We start from the raw sequence: 16,211 nt of genomic DNA on the forward strand, positions 1-16,211 counted from the left end.
CGATGACACCGCGCGCTATGTTGATGCCATCCGCTCACCGTAGAGGGGCAGCTTCTGCATCCCCGGCCTGACCAGAAAGGTTCTCGTGGACAATATCGGAGCTGTAATGATCTCGGAGGTCGTGGGCACCGCAATGCTGGTTCTGCTCGGAACGGGCGTCGTCGCCAACGTCGCCTTGGCCAAAAACAAGGGCCTCGGCGGGGGGTTTCTCATGGTCACCATCGGTTGGGGCTTCGCGGTCTTCGCCGGTGTCACCGTCGCCTACCGTTCGGGGGCGCACCTGAACCCCGCCGTCACCCTCGGACTGGTCGCCAACGGCGCCACGGAATTCGGCATGGGTGTTCCCGTCAACGTCGTCTCCGTGCTCGCCTACATCGGAGCCCAAATGCTCGGCGCCATCCTGGGCGCTGTCGCGTGCTGGCTGGCCTACAAACAGCACTTCGACGCCGAGCCCGAACCGGCCAACAAGCTCGGTGTCTTCTCCACCGGGCCGGCCATCCGCTCGTACGGTTGGAACCTCGTCACCGAAATCATCGGCACCTTCGTGCTGGTCTTCGTCGTCATCGCCTTCGGCGGCGGTCGTCAGGGTGAGTCCGGCGGTCTCGCAGCGCTCGGAGCCCTTCCCGTGGCCATTCTCGTCATCGTGATCGGCACCTCACTCGGCGGGCCCACCGGCTACGCCATCAACCCGGCTCGTGACCTCGGACCGCGTATCGCCCACTTCATCCTGCCTATCAAGGGCAAGGGCAGCTCTGATTGGTCCTACTCCTGGGTTCCGGTAGTTGGACCGGTCATCGGCGGCCTGCTCGCCGGCTGGACCGCAACGGCACTTCTTCCCCTTCTCGTCTCTTAACCGGCCCACACGGGCCGGTTCCCTTCGTGAGAATCGGCCCGTTTTGCCGCCACCCGCACGTCTCGCACCAATTTCAAGGAGGACACTGACCCATGACTGACTACATTCTTGCGATCGACCAGGGAACCACCAGTTCCCGCGCCATCATCTTCGACAAGGCCGGATCGATTGTCTCGACCGGGCAGCTGGAGCACGAGCAGATTCTTCCGCAGGCCGGGTGGGTCGAGCACGACCCGAAGGAAATCTGGGACAACACCCGCGAGGTTATTGGCCAGGCGCTGTCCAAGGCCAATCTGACCCGCCACGATATCAAGGCCATCGGCATAACCAACCAGCGCGAGACAGCCGTCGTCTGGGACAAGACCACCGGTATTCCGGTGTACAACGCCATCGTCTGGCAGGACACCCGCACCCAGCCCATTGTCGACCGCCTCGCCGCGGACGGCGGTGTCGAGCGCTTCAAGCAGAAGGTCGGCCTGCCGCTGGCCACCTATTTTTCCGGCACCAAGATCGTCTGGATCCTTGAAAACGTCGAGGGCGCGCGCGCGAAAGCGGATGCCGGCGACCTCTTGTTCGGCACCACCGACTCCTGGGTACTGTGGAATCTCACCGGCGGTGTCGACGGCGGAGTGCACGCGACCGACGTCACCAACGCGAGTCGCACCCTGTTCATGGACCTCGAAACGCTGCAGTGGGACGACGAGATCCTCGCCATCTTCGACGTGCCCCGGTCGATGCTCCCGTCGATTCGTTCCTCATCGGAGGTCTACGGAACAGCCCACACCTCGAGCCTGCTGCGGGAAGTTCCCGTTGCCGGCATCCTCGGCGACCAGCAAGCCGCAACCTTTGGTCAGGCGGCCTTCGACCAGGGCGAGGCGAAGAACACCTACGGCACCGGCAACTTTCTGATCTTCAATACCGGCACCGAGATCGTGCACTCGAAGAACGGGCTGCTCACGACGCTCGGCTATAAGCTCGGCGATGCAGCACCGCACTATGCCCTGGAAGGCTCAATCGCGGTCACGGGTTCCCTGGTGCAGTGGATGCGGGACAACCTCGGCATGATCAGTTCCGCCGCCGAGATCGAGGATCTCGCCAAAACGGTCGACGACAACGGCGGTGCGTATTTCGTGCCGGCGTTCTCCGGCCTGTTCGCGCCTTACTGGCGAGCCGATGCCCGCGGCGCGCTCGTCGGCCTGACCCGGTTCGTCAATAAAGGGCACATCGCCCGGGCAGCGCTCGAGGCGACAGCATTTCAGACTCGGGAGGTGATTGACGCGGTCAATGCCGACTCCGGTGTCCCCCTGACCGAGATCAAGGTCGACGGCGGCATGATCGCCAACAACACCCTCATGCAGTTCCAGGCCGATATTCTCGGTGTTCCCGTGGTGCGCCCCGTCGTCGCCGAGACGACCGCCCTGGGCGCTGCGTACGCGGCCGGCCTCGCCGTCGGATTCTGGAGCGGGCTCGACGAGCTGCGCACCAACTGGCAGGAGGACAGCCGCTGGACGCCCCAGATGAACGACGAGGAACGCAACCGTCAGCTGCGCAACTGGAAGAAGGCCGTCACCAAGACGTTCGGTTGGGTCGACGAGGACGTGTTGTAGCGGGCGACCGAGTGTACGGCGGCCGGGGTCAGATCCGGGTCGCCGCTACCCAGGCGGACAATTTGGCCGTGGCCGCACCGGAGTCAATCGCTTCGGCGGCCACGACCAGCTTGCTGCGAAAACGATCCAAAATCGCAACCTGCACCTGAGCGGGATCGTTGGCGAGATCGAAGGCGACGAGTCCGGCTGCGGCGTTGAGCAGCACGATGTCCCGAATCGGTCCCTGATTGCCGGCCAGCACGGAATGCACGACATCGGCGTTGTGCCGTGGGGAGCCACCAACCAGGTCGCCGATCTGCGCCCGCTTGATGCCGAGGTCACGCGGGTCAATGTCATGTTCGGTTACGAGGCCGCGGGAGACCTCCCAAATGTGGCTGTGCCCGGTCGTGGTCAGCTCGTCGAGCCCGTCGTCACCGCGAAAGACAAGGGCCGTGGCACCGCGGGTCTGAAACACGCCGACGAAGAGGGGAACCCGATCCAGGTTCGCCACTCCGACAGCGGATGCCTCCGGCCTGGCCGGATTGCACAGGGGGCCGAGGTAGTTGAACACGGTGGGGATGCCCAATTCGCTCCGGGTGAGGGCTGCGTGCCTAAAGCCCGGGTGAAAGGCCGCCGCAAAAGCGAAGGTAATTCCGGTCTCCTCAAAGACTTGCGCTACCCGAGCGGCGTCTCGCGACAGGTCAATGCCGAGTTCACCGAGTACGTCTGACGACCCGGAAGCTGAGCTGGCTGCCCGGTTTCCGTGTTTGACGACCGGCACGCCGGCCGCCGCACAGACGATCGAGGCCATGGTCGAAATGTTGACCGTGCCGAACTGGTCGCCGCCGGTTCCGACAATGTCGAGCGCCATCGGATTGACGGGGAGTTCAATGGCATGCTCCAGCACGGCATCCCGAAAACCGACGATCTCATCGACGGTCTCTCCCTTGGCCCGCAAAGCGACCAGGAAGGCTCCGAGTTGGGAGGGGCTGGCCTCGCCGAGCATGATCCGTTCCATGCTCCATGCGGCGTCTGCCACGCTCAGGTCCCGACCGGACAGGAGGGAATCTAAAATCTTTGGCCAAGTCTGGGATTCGAGCATGTTTTCGATCTTAGGAGAACGGGCCCGACTCGCCCGAATTCACAACGAAACCACCCGGGAAAAGAACCACTCCATCGGGCATAAAAGGTCACTTGCATGGCAGATTGAGAAAAACTTGGGGGAATATCAGCCATAATAGATGGGTGACCAGCACCTCAATTACTCAGACGGCGAGTGCGCCCGTTGTGAACCGGCCTAACAGCGTGGCTGTGGGCACCATTGTGTGGTTGGGCAGCGAAGTGATGTTCTTCGCGGGGCTCTTCGCCATCTACTTCACACTTCGTTCGACCTCTTCCGAGCTCTGGCTCTTCGAGGCGGACAAGCACAATTTCACCTTTGCGTTGATCAACACACTCGTGTTGGTGTCTTCGTCGGTGACCTGCCAGTTCGGGGTGTTTGCCGCCGAGCGGCTGCAGGCCCGGTCGACCGGCTGGAAGCCGAGCGAGTGGGGCATGGTCGAGTGGTTCTTCCTCACCTACGCCCTCGGCGCGATCTTCGTCACCGGCCAGGTGTTCGAATACGCCACGCTGGTGTCCGAGGGAATCTCACTCTCCTCCAACGCCTACGGTTCAGCCTTCTACATCACGACCGGCTTCCACGGAATTCACGTGACGGCGGGCCTGATCGCCTTCCTTCTCGTTATTGGGCGCGGTTTCGCGGTCAAGAACTTCGGACACAAGGAAGCCACCAGCGCCATCGTGGTTTCGTACTACTGGCACTTCGTCGACGTCGTCTGGATCGGGCTCTTCCTGGTCATCTACGTTCTTAAATAGAAGTTCTTACTGAGAAACGGGAGCGGACTACTTCAGCATGACCACGATCAAAAAGACTCGAGCACACCGACCAAGTAAAACCGGACGTCGCCACCCGCTCGCCAGCGTTGCCCTCATCGCCATCGGACTGCTGTTCACCGGAGGTGCCTATGCGGCCTTCAGCACCAGCACCGCCGTTGCGACAACAGATGCTTCCTCCCAGCAGACCATCGCTGAGGGCGAAAAGCTCTTCGCCGCAAACTGTGCAACCTGCCATGGACTGAGCGCCCAGGGTTCCACAGAAGGCCCCAGCCTGATCGGAGTCGGCGCAGCGTCGGTCGACTTCCAGGTCGGCACCGGACGGATGCCCATGCAGATGCAGGGCCCGCAGGCACAGAAGAAGCCGGTGCAGTTCACGTCTGAGCAAATCGCAGCTCTCGCGGCCTACGTTGCTTCGCTGGCTCCCGGCCCCGCAATTCCGGCGGCTGAATTGCTCGACGCTGCTGCTGGCGATGCGGCAAACGGCGCAGAGCTGTTCCGCATCAACTGCGCGATGTGCCACAACGTGGCCGGCGCCGGCGGCGCCCTGACCGAGGGTAAGTTCGCCCCCGCGATCGAGAACGTGTCGGCGCAGCACATCTACGAGGCCATGATCACCGGCCCGCAGAACATGCCCGTCTTCAACGACATGAACATCACGCCGGAAGATAAGCGCGACATCATCACCTACCTCAAGTACGTCGAGGACAACCCGTCTCCGGGCGGCTTAGCACTTGGTTCCCTGGGGCCGGTGGCTGAGGGCCTCTTCATCTGGATCTTCGGGCTGGGCGCAATCGTGGCCCTGACCGTGTGGATCACCGCAAAATCCAACTGATGACCGGGAATCGGTCTTGACCAGTTCCCCCGTTTCACCCGAACGCCGCGCAGCACGAGCGCGCAGAGTATTTTCACAGCCCACAAAGGAGAACAATGGTCAAGGACGATAACGGCGCGGAGGACGTAACCGCCGCCGACTCGCCTGGCGACTCGCTTGCTCCAATCGCCGCAAGCACCGCCGTCGTCACACGGGATTCCCTGGTCAACCCGGGGTTCCCACCGCATCGTCCGCGCATCACCGACCTTGACCACAAGGAAGAGCGCAAAGCGGAGCGCGCTGTCTACACGTTGTTCTACGTTTCCATCGTGGGTAGTGTTTTCGCGATCGCCGCCTACATGGCCTTTCCCATCGTCCCGGAAGATCCGGGATCCGTACGCCTGAACAACCTGTTCATCGGTCTTGGGCTCAGCCTCGCGTTACTCGCCATCGGTATCGGTGCTGTGCACTGGGGCAAGGCCCTCATGAGTGATCATGAAGGCGTTGACGAACGCCACCCGGTTCGCGGAACCGAACCCGTTCGGGCCCGCGCCGTGGAGATATTTCAGCAGGCAAATGAAGAATCCGGCTTCGGTCGTCGCACGCTCATTCGTAACAGCCTGATCGGCGCGCTCGTCGTCTTCCCGCTGCCTGCCGTTGTCTTGTTCCGCGGGCTCGGTCCGATGGACCAGAACCCCGTCGACCTTCTAAACGAAACCATGTGGAAAAAGGGTGTCCGCCTGACCATGGACCCGAGCGGCACACCGATCAAGGCCTCGGATGTCACGTTGGGATCGTCCTTCCACGTCATACCGGAAGGGCTGTCCGAGATGGAGCATGGTCGCCTGGAAGAAAAGGCCAAGGCAGCCGTCCTCCTAATTCGTATGGACCCAGCGGACCTGGTAGAATCAAAGGAACGCAAGACCTGGTCCTACCAGGGCATCGTGGCGTACTCAAAGATTTGCACCCACGTAGGATGCCCGGTGGCACTGTATGAACAGCACACCCATCACCTGCTTTGCCCGTGTCACCAGTCGCAGTTCGACGTTGAGAACCACTGCAAGGTCATCTTCGGACCGGCGAAGCGGGCACTACCCCAGCTCCCGATTGCCGTGGACGCTGAGGGCTACCTGATCGCGCAGAGCGATTTCACTGAACCAGTCGGCCCGAGTTTCTGGGAGCGAGCATGACAACCGTAAACACCCGCGAATCTGCTGGGGATCAAACCGTCGGGGCGAAGAAGACCGGTGGCTTCACCGCCACGGCCGCCAACTACATCGACGAGCGCACAAGCATCTCTGGCGCGGTCAAAGAACTTGGTCGCAAGATCTTCCCTGACCACTGGTCCTTCCTCCTAGGCGAAGTTGCGCTCTACAGCTTCGTTATCATCCTGCTGTCCGGGTCTTTCCTGACCTTCTTCTTCCAGGCTTCCATGGCGGAGGTCGTCTATGACGGTTCCTACGCGCCGCTCAAGGGCATCCCGATGTCGGTAGCGATGTCGTCGACCATGGACATTTCGTTTGACATTCGCGGCGGCCTGCTCATGCGCCAGGTACACCACTGGGCAGCTCTTCTGTTTGTCGCCGCCATCGGGCTGCACATGCTGCGGATCTACTTCACCGGTGCGTTCCGCAAGCCGCGCGAGCTGAACTGGGTCATCGGGTTCATCCTATTCATCCTCGCAATGGCTGAAGGATTCACCGGCTACTCCCTCCCTGACGACCTGCTCTCCGGTAACGGCCTGCGCATCATCGACGGTCTGGTCAAGGGCATCCCGGTTATCGGAACCTGGACCTCCTTCTTGCTCTTCGGCGGCGAATTCCCCGGCACCGATATAGTCGGACGGCTGTACTCGCTGCACATCCTGTTGCTGCCGGCGATCATCGTCGCGTTGATCGCGATGCACCTCCTCTTCGTCGTCGTGCACAAGCACACCCAGTACCCGGCGGCCGGACACACCAACCAGAATGTGGTCGGATATCCGGTGCTCCCCGTGTACGCTGCCAAGGCGGGTGGGTTCTTCTTCATCGTCTTCGGCGTCGTCATGTTGATCGCGTCCCTATTCACGATCAACCCGATCTGGAATTATGGTCCGTATGACCCGTCACCGGTGTCTGCCGGTACTCAACCCGACTGGTATATCGGTTTCGCTGACGGCGCCATGCGCCTGATTCCCCCGGGGTGGGAGGTCGTGTGGCTGAACCACACCTACTCGCTCAACATCGTGGTCGTACTGGCCGTGGTCGGACTATTCATCGTCACCGTCATGGTCTACCCCTTCATCGAAGCCTGGATCACCGGGGACAAGCGCGAGCACCACGTACTGGATCGTCCGCGCAACGCCCCGACCCGCACCGCTATCGGTGCTGCCGGCGTCACGTTCTACGCCTCACTCTGGGCGGCAGCCTCGTCGGACATCATGGCCACGCATTTCCACCTCACCATGGAAGGTGTTATCCACACCCTCCAGGCCACAACGTTGCTGGGACCGATTCTGGCTTTCTTCATCGCCAAGCGCGTCTGCCTCGCGTTGCAGAAGAAAGATCGCGAGATTGTACTGCACGGCTACGAGTCAGGCCGCATCGTTCGACTGCCCGGCGGCGAGTTCGTCGAAGTGCACCAGCCGGTCGATGAGTACGAGCGCTGGAAGCTGGTGAGTTACAGCGACTTCAAGCCGCTCATGCTTCGGCCCAACGCCCAGGGCAAGATCGGCCCCGCCGAGAAAGTTCGCGCCGGACTGTCCCGCTGGTTCTTCGAAGACCGGATCACTCCGGTCACGCAGACCGAGCTGAATCGCGCTCATGGCGACCACCCCTCAGCGATCACCGACCATGAACACCAGGCGGCGATCACCGATAAGTAGCGCTCTTCAGGCACCACCACAGATCGGGCATCGATGTCACTCCAGACGTTATCGGAGTGGCTTCGGTGCCCGAACTGCTTTCTGCCCCTCGCTCCGACGGGCGCACTCCGATTGGGATGCAGCACGGGGCATTCCTTTGACGTCAACAAGCGCGGTTTCATCAACCTCCTCACCGGCCCGCCCAAGTTCATCGGCGACAGCGCAGCCATGCTCGATGCCCGCGACAGTTTCCTCGCAGCCGGCTGGTACAAGCCGCTCCAGGCCGCCATTCGCGCCGTCATTTCCCCCGAGCATCCCCGACGTATTCTGGACGTAGGCTGCGGTACCGGCTACTATCTGCGCGAGGCATTGCCCCTAGGCGAGGACGTCCGGGCGCTCGGCATGGACCTCTCCCCCACTGCGGTGAGCCGAACCATCCGCTCGCATGACCGCATCGACGGGCTGGTAGGAGATGTCTGGTCCCCGCTGCCCGTGCAGGGCGCGTCGGTCGATGTCATCCTCAACGTTTTCGCGCCCCGCAATGCTGCGGAATTCCATCGCGTTCTCCGACCTGGCGGGCTGCTGCTCGTGGTGGTCCCTCGACCGACGCATTTGCGAGAGCTCCGGCGGGCCGGCCTGGCCGTGGAGATGCAGGCTGACAAGGCCGCGCACCTCGAAGCCAGCCTCGCGGCTTGGTTCGCCCTGGAGAGTGCCCAGCACCTCGAACAAACCGTAGCGCTCTGCGTGGCCGAGGTGGCCTCGCTCATCGGCATGGGACCGTCGTCGCACCACGCTGCACCGACGGGTCATGAGCCGGCCCCCGCTTCGGCGCAGGACGTGACGATCGCATTCGACATCTTCGGGTTTCGGCGCCGCGCCACGGACCCGCGCTGACACAGCCCGACCGGGACATTGACCTGCGCTGGTACGCCCCGGCCCGGAGACTGCCCGGCGCTGTCACAGCCTGACCAAAACATGCACCTGCCCTGACACGGCGTGGCCGAACGTTAAACGACGATATCGACCTGCCAGCAGCAGCAGATCGGTATCGGTCGGTGTTGTGTGCTTAGCGGGCGAACAGGCCGCGGTAGTACTCGTACACCCATCCCGTCAGGGAGACCAGACCCAGGCCGAGTCCAATGAAGGAGACCCAGAAACCCACCGCGAGACCGAGGAAGACGAGCGCCGTGGCGGCGGCCAAGAAGATCGGCCACCAGCTCCACGGGCTGAAGAAGCCCATCTCGGGATCCCCGTCGTCGACGTTCCCATCGAGACGGTCCTCGGGAAGCTCCGCACCCTGAGCGGCGTGCACCTTGTCCAGGTAGAAGGCGACGAAGGCCGTGAGCAGCGTGGACAGGCCAAGCATGAACGTTCCGGCCCACTCAATCTGGCCGTGGAAGGGATCGAGCAGGCCCCAGACGACGTACACAACCGTGACGATTCCGAAGAAGACGGTGAGCACCCAGAGCAGGTTGACGTTGGTCTTCACTTATTTCACCTGATTCGAGTCGATGTCGTAGACGGGCGCATCGGGCGCATCCTTGCCGGGTCCGATTCCGACGGGGATGCCAGCTTCGGGGTGGTTGAGGTCGAAGGCCGGGCGTTCGGACCGAATGCGGGGAATGGAGGTGAAGTTGTGTCGCGGCGGCGGGCAGGACGTAGCCCACTCGAGCGAGGAGCCGTAGCCCCACGGGTCGTTGACCGTGACCAGGGGCGCCTTGCGGGCCGTGATGTACACGTTCAGGAAGAACGGGATCATGGACACGGCGAGGATCATGGCGCCAATGGTTGATACCTGGTTCATCCAGGTGAAACCATCCTCTGGCGAGTAGGTGGCGTACCGACGCGGCATTCCCATAACTCCGAGCCAGTGCTGGATCAGGAATGTGGTGTGGAAGCCGATGAACAGCAACCAGAAGTGCCACTTGCCGAGACTCTCGTTGAGCATCTTGCCGGTCCACTTGGGCCACCAGAAGTAGAACCCGCTGAACATGGCGAATACGACGGTACCGAAGACCACGTAGTGGAAGTGGGCGACGACGAAGTAGGTGTCGGATACGTGGAAGTCGAGCGGCGGCGAGGCCAGAATCACGCCGGTGAGACCACCGAAGGTGAACGTGACGAGAAAGCCGATGGCCCAGATCATGGGCGTCTCGAAGGTCAGCGACCCTCGCCACATGGTGCCGATCCAGTTGAAGATTTTCACCCCGGTGGGGACCGCGATGAGCATGGTCATGAGCGAGAAGAACGGTAGCAGCACCGAGCCGGTGACGTACATGTGGTGCGCCCAGACCGAGATGGACAGCGCGGCGATGGAGATGGTCGCGTAGATCAGCGTCTTGTACCCGAACATCGGCTTGCGGCTGAACACCGGAAAGACTTCGGACACGATGCCGAAGAACGGCAGGGCGATAATGTACACCTCGGGGTGTCCAAAGAACCAGAACAAGTGTTGCCAGAGTATGGCACCACCGTTTGCCGAGTCGTAGATGTGCGAGCCGAAGATCCGGTCGGATGCGGCAGCGAGCATGGCTGCGGCAAGCACCGGGAACACCATCAAGGCAAGCAGGGCCGTGATGAGCGTGTTCCAGGTGAAGACGGGCATCCGCCACATCGTCATTCCAGGGGCGCGCATGGTGATAATTGTGGTGATGAAGTTGACCGAGCCGAGAATGGTACCGAAGCCCGACAGGCCCAGCCCGACCATCCACAGGTTGCCGCCGATTCCCGGTGAGAATGTCGTGCTGGCGAGCGGCTGGTAGGCGAACCATCCGAAGGACGCAGCACCCTGCGGGGTCAGGAACCCGGCAACGGCGATGAGGCTGCCGAAGTTGAAGAACCAGTACGCGAGCGCGTTGAGGCGCGGGAACGCAACGTCGGGAGCGCCGATCTGCAGCGGAACGAGGAAGTTGGCGAATCCGAAGAACAGCGGTGTCGCGAACATCAGCAACATGATTGTGCCGTGCATCGTGAACAGCTGGTTGTACTGCTCCTTCGTCTGCACGACGTCGAGTCCGGGGGCGAACAGCTGGGCGCGAATGATGAGTGCCATGACGCCGCCGAGGCAGAAGTAGATGAACGACGTGATCAGGTACATGTACCCGATGACTTTGTGGTCGGTGGAGGTGATCAACCGAACGAGGATATTTCCCTTGGGCTCCGCAGACGGAGAGACCGGCAGTGCCGGACGTGACTCGACTGGTGCGATGGTCGTGCTCATGGTTTAGTTGCCCTCCGGAGCCGTCGGGGCACTCGTGCCCGGCTGATTCTGATTGCGGTCGTAATTGTTGTCGAGCTGGCCGACGTTGCCCGCGGAACGCAGAGTCTGGATGTAGGTGTCGTAGTCCTCCTGAGAGACGACCTCGACGTTGAAGAGCATGAGCGAGTGGTACTCGCCGCACAGCTCGGCACACTTGCCCTTGAAGGTACCGATGCGTTCGGGGATGACCGACATGTAGTTGGTCTTGCCGGGAACGACGTCCTTCTTGTACAGGAAATCGATGACCCAGAAGGAGTGGATGACATCGCGAGATTCGAGAGCGATTTCAACCTTCTGGTCGACGGGCAGAACCAGGACGGGAAGTTCGGACTCGATGAGTGAACCGCGTTCACCGTCGGGATCCGGCTGGCCCTGAATGCCCGGTGAATAGACGTCTTCGTCGACATAGTTGAAGTCCCAAGCCCACTGCTTGGCCTGCACCTCGATCTTGACGTCGGGGGTCTCGAATCGCGTCTCAATGGCGATCTGGTCGCGAACCGTGAATGCGAAGAATCCGACGACCAAGATGAGCGGCACGACCGTGTAGAAAATCTCGATCGGCATGTTGTAGCGAAGCTGAACCGGGAGTCCGGTCTGGCCCTTCCTGCGGCGGTAGACCACGAGTGTCCAGATGATCAGCCCCCAGGTGATGAGGCCGACGACGAGGAGAACGATCCACCCCGTGGTCCACAGTCCGGCGATGCGATCGGTCTGATTGCTGACCGGCGCTTCACCCTCTTCAATAAAGCCGGGCAGGAAGCCGTGGAGCTGGGCCTGCGTGCATCCGGCCAGTACAACGGCTAACGTCGCTGCGAGCGGAATAGCAGCCCAACGAAGGCGGTGATTATTGCGCACCGGGGGACCTTTCGGGAGATTCGAGGACACTTCTCAGGAAGTGTTTTGATCCATCCCAGCCTACTCCGCGAGAACGTGCCCGACGTGCACCCTCGGGTCGTGGCGGCGAGGTTTTCTGCAGCGCCACCGCTGATGGCTGGCTAAATTAGGCGAGACCACGGGAAAACGGCGGGGGAATGACGGGCTGGAAGCAAAAAAAGCAGGAACATTATCGGGTGATAATGTTCCTGCCCTGCAGGTTTTCTAAAGCGGATGCTTAGCTGAAGGAATCGCCGCAGGCGCAGCTGCCGCCGGCGTTCGGGTTGTCAATGGTGAACCCCTGCTTCTCGATCGTGTCTTCAAAGTTGATCGAGGCGCCATCGAGGTACGGGACGCTCATCTTGTCCACGACGACCTCGACACCGTCGAAGTCGACGACGGCATCGCCTTCGAGAACCCGCTCGTCGAAGTACAGCTGGTAGATCAGGCCGGAGCATCCGCCGGGCTGCACGGCGACGCGCAGACGGAGGTCTTCGCGGCCTTCCTGGGTCAGCAGGCTGCGCACCTTGAGTGCCGCGACCTCGGTGAGGGCGATGCCGTGCGCGGCGCTATGCGTCGCTATGTCAGCGGAGCTGATAGTCGGGGTCATGGTGTCGGTCATGCTTCTCCTTGGTTCGCGCAGTGACTGCTTCGCACGCAGGTTTTGGTCTTGACAATGCTATCCGGGACAACCAGAAAGTCGACCTGGGCATTCCCACGCTCTCATATTTCCCTGAGCGAGGTTCTCGAGGTCAATGCCCGGTGCGCTCATTCAGGCGACCGAGCAGGAAGGCTTCACTCAGTACGGCCCGTTTGAAAACTCCCAGGTGCAGGGATTCATTCGGGCTGTGTGCGCGGGAGTCGGGGTCTTCCACGCCAGTCACGAGAATCTGGGCGGCCGGAAAAACGCGCACCAAGTCGGCGATGAACGGTATCGAACCGCCGACGCCAATGTCCACCGGCGGCGTGCCCCAGGCATCCGTCATGGCCGTTCGCGCTTCGGTCACGGCCCAGCCGCTGGTGTCGACCAGGAAGGGTTCGCCGGTGTCGATATCGTCGATCTCGACTGACGCGCCGAAGGGGGCGTGCTCACGCAGGTGCGTTTCGATGGCGACCGCGGCCTCGACTGAGGACTGCCCGGGGGCGATGCGCGTGCTGATTCGAACGCTGACGCTCGGTGTGAGCGTGTTCGACGCGTTGTCGACGCTCGGGGCGTCGATGCCGGTGACGGTGAGAGCCGGCTGCGACCAGATTCGACTGAGAATGGAACCGTGTCCGATCGGGCTGACGCCGGGCAAAAGCCCGGTCTCGGCGCGCAGCTGCTCCTCGGAGTAGTCGGGGGTGGGCACGTCGATGCTGGTCAGTCCGGCGACGGCAACCGAACCGTCATCGCCGTACAGCGTCGCGAGCAGTTTGATCATGGCCAGCATGGCGTCCGGGATTGCTCCGCCGAACATGCCGGAGTGCGAAGCATGCTCGAGCGTGCGCACGGTCAACCGCAGGGTGACGTTTCCGCGTAGTGCAGTCGTGATGGCGGGCGTGTTCACGTCCCAGTTGTTGGAATCGGCCACGACGATAACATCGCCGCGCAGGGCCTCGCGGTTCTCGTCCAGGAACGTGGCGAACGAGCGGCTGCCGAACTCTTCTTCGCCCTCGATGAACAGCGCGAGCCCCAGATCGAAGTCGCGGCCGACAGCGGCGACGAGAGCTCGAATGGAGGCGATGTGCGCCATCACCCCGGCCTTGTCGTCGGCGGCACCGCGCCCGTAAAGCCGGTCGCCGCGGACGGTTGGGGTGAACGGGTCGGACTCCCAGTCTTCGTCCTTGCCGGGAGGCTGAACGTCGTGGTGAGCGTAGAGGAGCACGGTCGGCCGGCCGTTGCGCGCCGGACGAGAGGCGAGAATGGCGGGCTGGCCGACTTCGGTCCCGCCCGGTATACCTGCCTGCACGATGTCGACGGACTCGAACACGTCGAGGTAGCGCACGAGAGCGACTACGGCGTCGGCGCTGGCGGCGACGTGGGCACGGTCGAAAGCGGCCCAGGATACCGACGGGATGCGCACCAACGCGCACAGGTCGGCGATCGTGGTGGGGAGCCCCTGCTCGACGGCGGTGCGGAGGGCGTTTTGCGCCCCCGAATCCGCTTCCGAGTGTGCGGCGGAGCCCGTGGTTGGGGAATTTGTCTGTAGGTTACCAGTCATACGGGTAATCTTAAAGCACCCAATTGCAAGGATTTGATGTGGCTAAGACTCCCGTAAACCCCGACGCCCAGCCGTCGATTGAAAGCGCAGACGAGACCGCAGCGCGCCTCGGTCTCGCGCCCACTACCGGCAAGGGTCAGGCGACCCCCACCCGCAAGAAGCAGGAAGCGGCCAACAAGCGCCCGCTGGTGCCGGACGACCGCAAGCTCGCCGCCAAGCAGGCGCGCGCCAAATCCACAGCAGCTCGGGATGTCGCTCGGGCCGGCATGGCTGCCGGAGTCGACAAATATCTGCCGCTGCGCGAACGCGGTCCGCAGAAGCGCTACGCCCGCGACTACGTCGACGCGCGGTTCAACGTCGGCGAACTGATGATCCCGATCATGTTCCTGGTGATTCTGCTCACGACGATTCCGAGCATTGACGTCTACGCGATCTTCGCGCTCTGGGCATTCTTCATCCTCGCCGTTATCGACTGCGTCGCACTCGGCTTCATTCTCACCAAGAAGATCGAGGCCAAATTCGGCGAGGACAAGGCCGAGCGCATCCGCTGGTATGCAGCCATGCGCGCGCTGCAGCTGCGGCCGATGCGTTTGCCCAAGCCGCAGGTCAAGCGCCGTCAGTACCCGGTCTGACCGCTCCGGCGCCCCACGCGGGGCGCCGGAGTGTCTTCGCTATCGTTCGAAGGCACCAGCACGAATCAGCGGCACGCGCACTTCCTCATCGGTGAGGGAACCGTGCTGCCCGATCATGTTGCGCGCCTTCTGGTTCGCCGGCCGGGAATCGTAGTAGGCGATGCCCTTGCGGGCGGCAATGAGCACATCGCCAATGCGCGGCAGCACCTCGTCGGCGACGCGCCCGTAGAGGCCGGCCGCCACCGCCTCAGCGCGAGTATAGACCCAGGCGCGATCCCCCTGCGACTGCCGCCAGGCATCCGCGAGTGAGTCAGCGTCGACCGCGGATTGCTTCGGTTCGAGGTAGAGCTGCACGCAGCGCGGGTCCCCCGCCACGTGGCGAACCCCGGCGACGAGTGCCGGCTCGGTGTCCAACAGAACGTGTTTGGTGCTCGGCACGTCGATCACGCCGTGGTCTGCGGTGAGAAGCAGCCCCTCATCGGAGCGCAGAGTCGCCGCGAACCGGGTCACCTCCGAGTCGAGGTTCTCGAGCACGGCCAGCCAGCGGTCCGATTCCCAGCCGTGCGCGTGGGCGACAACGTCAAGTTCAGCGACGTACAGGTAGATCAGGGCGGTGGGGTTCTCATTCAGGATCCTGCGCGCAGCGGTAAAACGATCGGCCACCTTCTCGGCGGACACGTACTGAGCCCCGCGCAATACCGCCTGGGTGAAGCCCGAGTCCAAAAACTTTTTCGGGCCGACGGCGAAGCTGGGAACGTTGTCGTCGGCGGCCCGGTCGAAAACGGTCCGGGCCCGCTGCCAGGTCGCGGGCTGCATACCCGCGTCCCAGCCGGTCAACTGGTTGACGACCCGGTCGCGAGCCGCATCGAGCACCTGGTAGCCGACCAGACCGTGCTGGCCCGGTTCCACCCCGGTGGTCAAAGTCGCTATCCCCGCCACGGTCGTTGCCGGGAAGACCCCGTCGATAATGCTGGATTTATTGAGGCGGGAAGCCAGAAAACGGGCGTGCCCGGCCCGAGCCCGGATCGAGCTGACGCCGAGGCCGTCCGCCAGAATCACGACCGCTTTGCGCACCGCGGGCAATCCGAGCGAATTCGGTCTGGCACAGACGGCATCGAGAGAACTGGTGAGAACATCGGCCAGGCGCAGGGCACTGAATTGGCGGGCCGGTAGCATGGTGGGCATCGGGTTCTATTCTTTCACAGGGACGAACCCGCGCCCTCCAGCGCTCCCGAGAGCGCCCCAGACGTAGTGCAGC

The 16,211-nt window shown here is 62.7% G+C and carries 15 protein-coding genes; 8 read left to right on the plus strand and 7 right to left on the minus strand.

From position 1 onward, the window contains the following. Positions 1-106: 106 nt before the first annotated feature. Positions 107-853, plus strand: a complete 747-nt coding sequence (locus tag CXY80_RS10500) for an MIP/aquaporin family protein (protein WP_092448616.1) — start codon at positions 107-109, stop codon at positions 851-853. Between the two features lie 92 nt (positions 854-945). Next, complete coding sequence (gene glpK, locus CXY80_RS10505; protein ID WP_092448617.1) at positions 946-2,460, plus strand: glycerol kinase GlpK; 1,515 nt, start codon at positions 946-948, stop codon at positions 2,458-2,460. A 28-nt stretch (positions 2,461-2,488) separates the two neighbouring features. Here the strand turns inward: glpK and trpD are convergent, their stop codons facing one another. After that, the gene (gene trpD / locus CXY80_RS10510) at positions 2,489-3,541 is read right to left on the minus strand and encodes an anthranilate phosphoribosyltransferase (RefSeq protein WP_092448618.1); all 1,053 of its coding nucleotides are present in this window, start codon (positions 3,539-3,541) and stop codon (positions 2,489-2,491) included. A gap of 143 nt (positions 3,542-3,684) precedes the next feature. On the opposite strand from trpD, the gene CXY80_RS10515 reads away from it, so the two are divergent. The 5 genes from CXY80_RS10515 (at position 3,685) to CXY80_RS10535 (ending at position 8,882) form a co-directional block, all read left to right on the plus strand. After that, entirely contained in the window at positions 3,685-4,314 is a 630-nt protein-coding gene (locus CXY80_RS10515) for a heme-copper oxidase subunit III (RefSeq protein WP_233195253.1), read from the plus strand. 37 nt (positions 4,315-4,351) lie between these two features. Then, on the plus strand, positions 4,352-5,167 hold the full coding sequence (locus CXY80_RS10520) for a cytochrome c (protein WP_092448619.1): 816 nt from the start codon (positions 4,352-4,354) through the stop codon (positions 5,165-5,167). Positions 5,168-5,262: 95 nt separating this feature from the next. Continuing rightward, positions 5,263-6,336: a ubiquinol-cytochrome c reductase iron-sulfur subunit gene (locus CXY80_RS10525; protein WP_104132488.1), complete on the plus strand. Its 1,074-nt coding sequence runs from the start codon at positions 5,263-5,265 to the stop codon at positions 6,334-6,336. Then, positions 6,333-8,009, plus strand: a complete 1,677-nt coding sequence (locus CXY80_RS10530) for a ubiquinol-cytochrome c reductase cytochrome b subunit (protein ID WP_104132489.1) — start codon at positions 6,333-6,335, stop codon at positions 8,007-8,009. Before CXY80_RS10525 ends, CXY80_RS10530 begins: the two co-directional genes overlap by 4 nt. Before the next feature lie 33 nt (positions 8,010-8,042). After that, positions 8,043-8,882 (plus strand): methyltransferase domain-containing protein, encoded by an 840-nt coding sequence (locus CXY80_RS10535; protein ID WP_104132490.1) that lies wholly within the window; start codon positions 8,043-8,045, stop codon positions 8,880-8,882. Positions 8,883-9,054: 172 nt separating this feature from the next. Here the strand turns inward: CXY80_RS10535 and CXY80_RS10540 are convergent, their stop codons facing one another. From CXY80_RS10540 to CXY80_RS10560, 5 genes are all read right to left on the minus strand, one after another. After that, positions 9,055-9,477, minus strand: a complete 423-nt coding sequence (locus CXY80_RS10540; RefSeq protein WP_092448623.1) for a cytochrome c oxidase subunit 4 — start codon at positions 9,475-9,477, stop codon at positions 9,055-9,057. Further along, positions 9,478-11,208 carry a cytochrome c oxidase subunit I gene (gene ctaD, locus CXY80_RS10545; RefSeq protein ID WP_104132491.1) on the minus strand — a complete coding sequence of 577 codons (1,731 nt, stop codon included), beginning with the start codon at positions 11,206-11,208 and terminating at the stop codon, positions 9,478-9,480. Between the two features lie 3 nt (positions 11,209-11,211). After that, positions 11,212-12,102 carry a cytochrome c oxidase subunit II gene (gene coxB / locus CXY80_RS10550; protein ID WP_104132492.1) on the minus strand — a complete coding sequence of 297 codons (891 nt, stop codon included), beginning with the start codon at positions 12,100-12,102 and terminating at the stop codon, positions 11,212-11,214. A 256-nt stretch (positions 12,103-12,358) separates the two neighbouring features. Further along, positions 12,359-12,730: an iron-sulfur cluster insertion protein ErpA gene (gene erpA, locus CXY80_RS10555; RefSeq protein WP_369828681.1), complete on the minus strand. Its 372-nt coding sequence runs from the start codon at positions 12,728-12,730 to the stop codon at positions 12,359-12,361. Between the two features lie 142 nt (positions 12,731-12,872). Then, positions 12,873-14,321, minus strand: a complete 1,449-nt coding sequence (locus CXY80_RS10560) for a dipeptidase (RefSeq protein ID WP_104132494.1) — start codon at positions 14,319-14,321, stop codon at positions 12,873-12,875. A 38-nt stretch (positions 14,322-14,359) separates the two neighbouring features. On the opposite strand from CXY80_RS10560, the gene CXY80_RS10565 reads away from it, so the two are divergent. Next, positions 14,360-14,953 (plus strand): DUF3043 domain-containing protein, encoded by a 594-nt coding sequence (locus tag CXY80_RS10565; RefSeq protein WP_104132495.1) that lies wholly within the window; start codon positions 14,360-14,362, stop codon positions 14,951-14,953. Between the two features lie 39 nt (positions 14,954-14,992). Here the strand turns inward: CXY80_RS10565 and CXY80_RS10570 are convergent, their stop codons facing one another. Continuing rightward, on the minus strand, positions 14,993-16,138 hold the full coding sequence (locus tag CXY80_RS10570; RefSeq protein ID WP_233195256.1) for an alkaline phosphatase family protein: 1,146 nt from the start codon (positions 16,136-16,138) through the stop codon (positions 14,993-14,995). Positions 16,139-16,211 lie beyond the last annotated feature (73 nt).

Source organism: Cryobacterium sp. M91 (assembly GCF_002929615.1).
Taxonomy (GTDB): domain Bacteria; phylum Actinomycetota; class Actinomycetes; order Actinomycetales; family Microbacteriaceae; genus Cryobacterium; species Cryobacterium levicorallinum.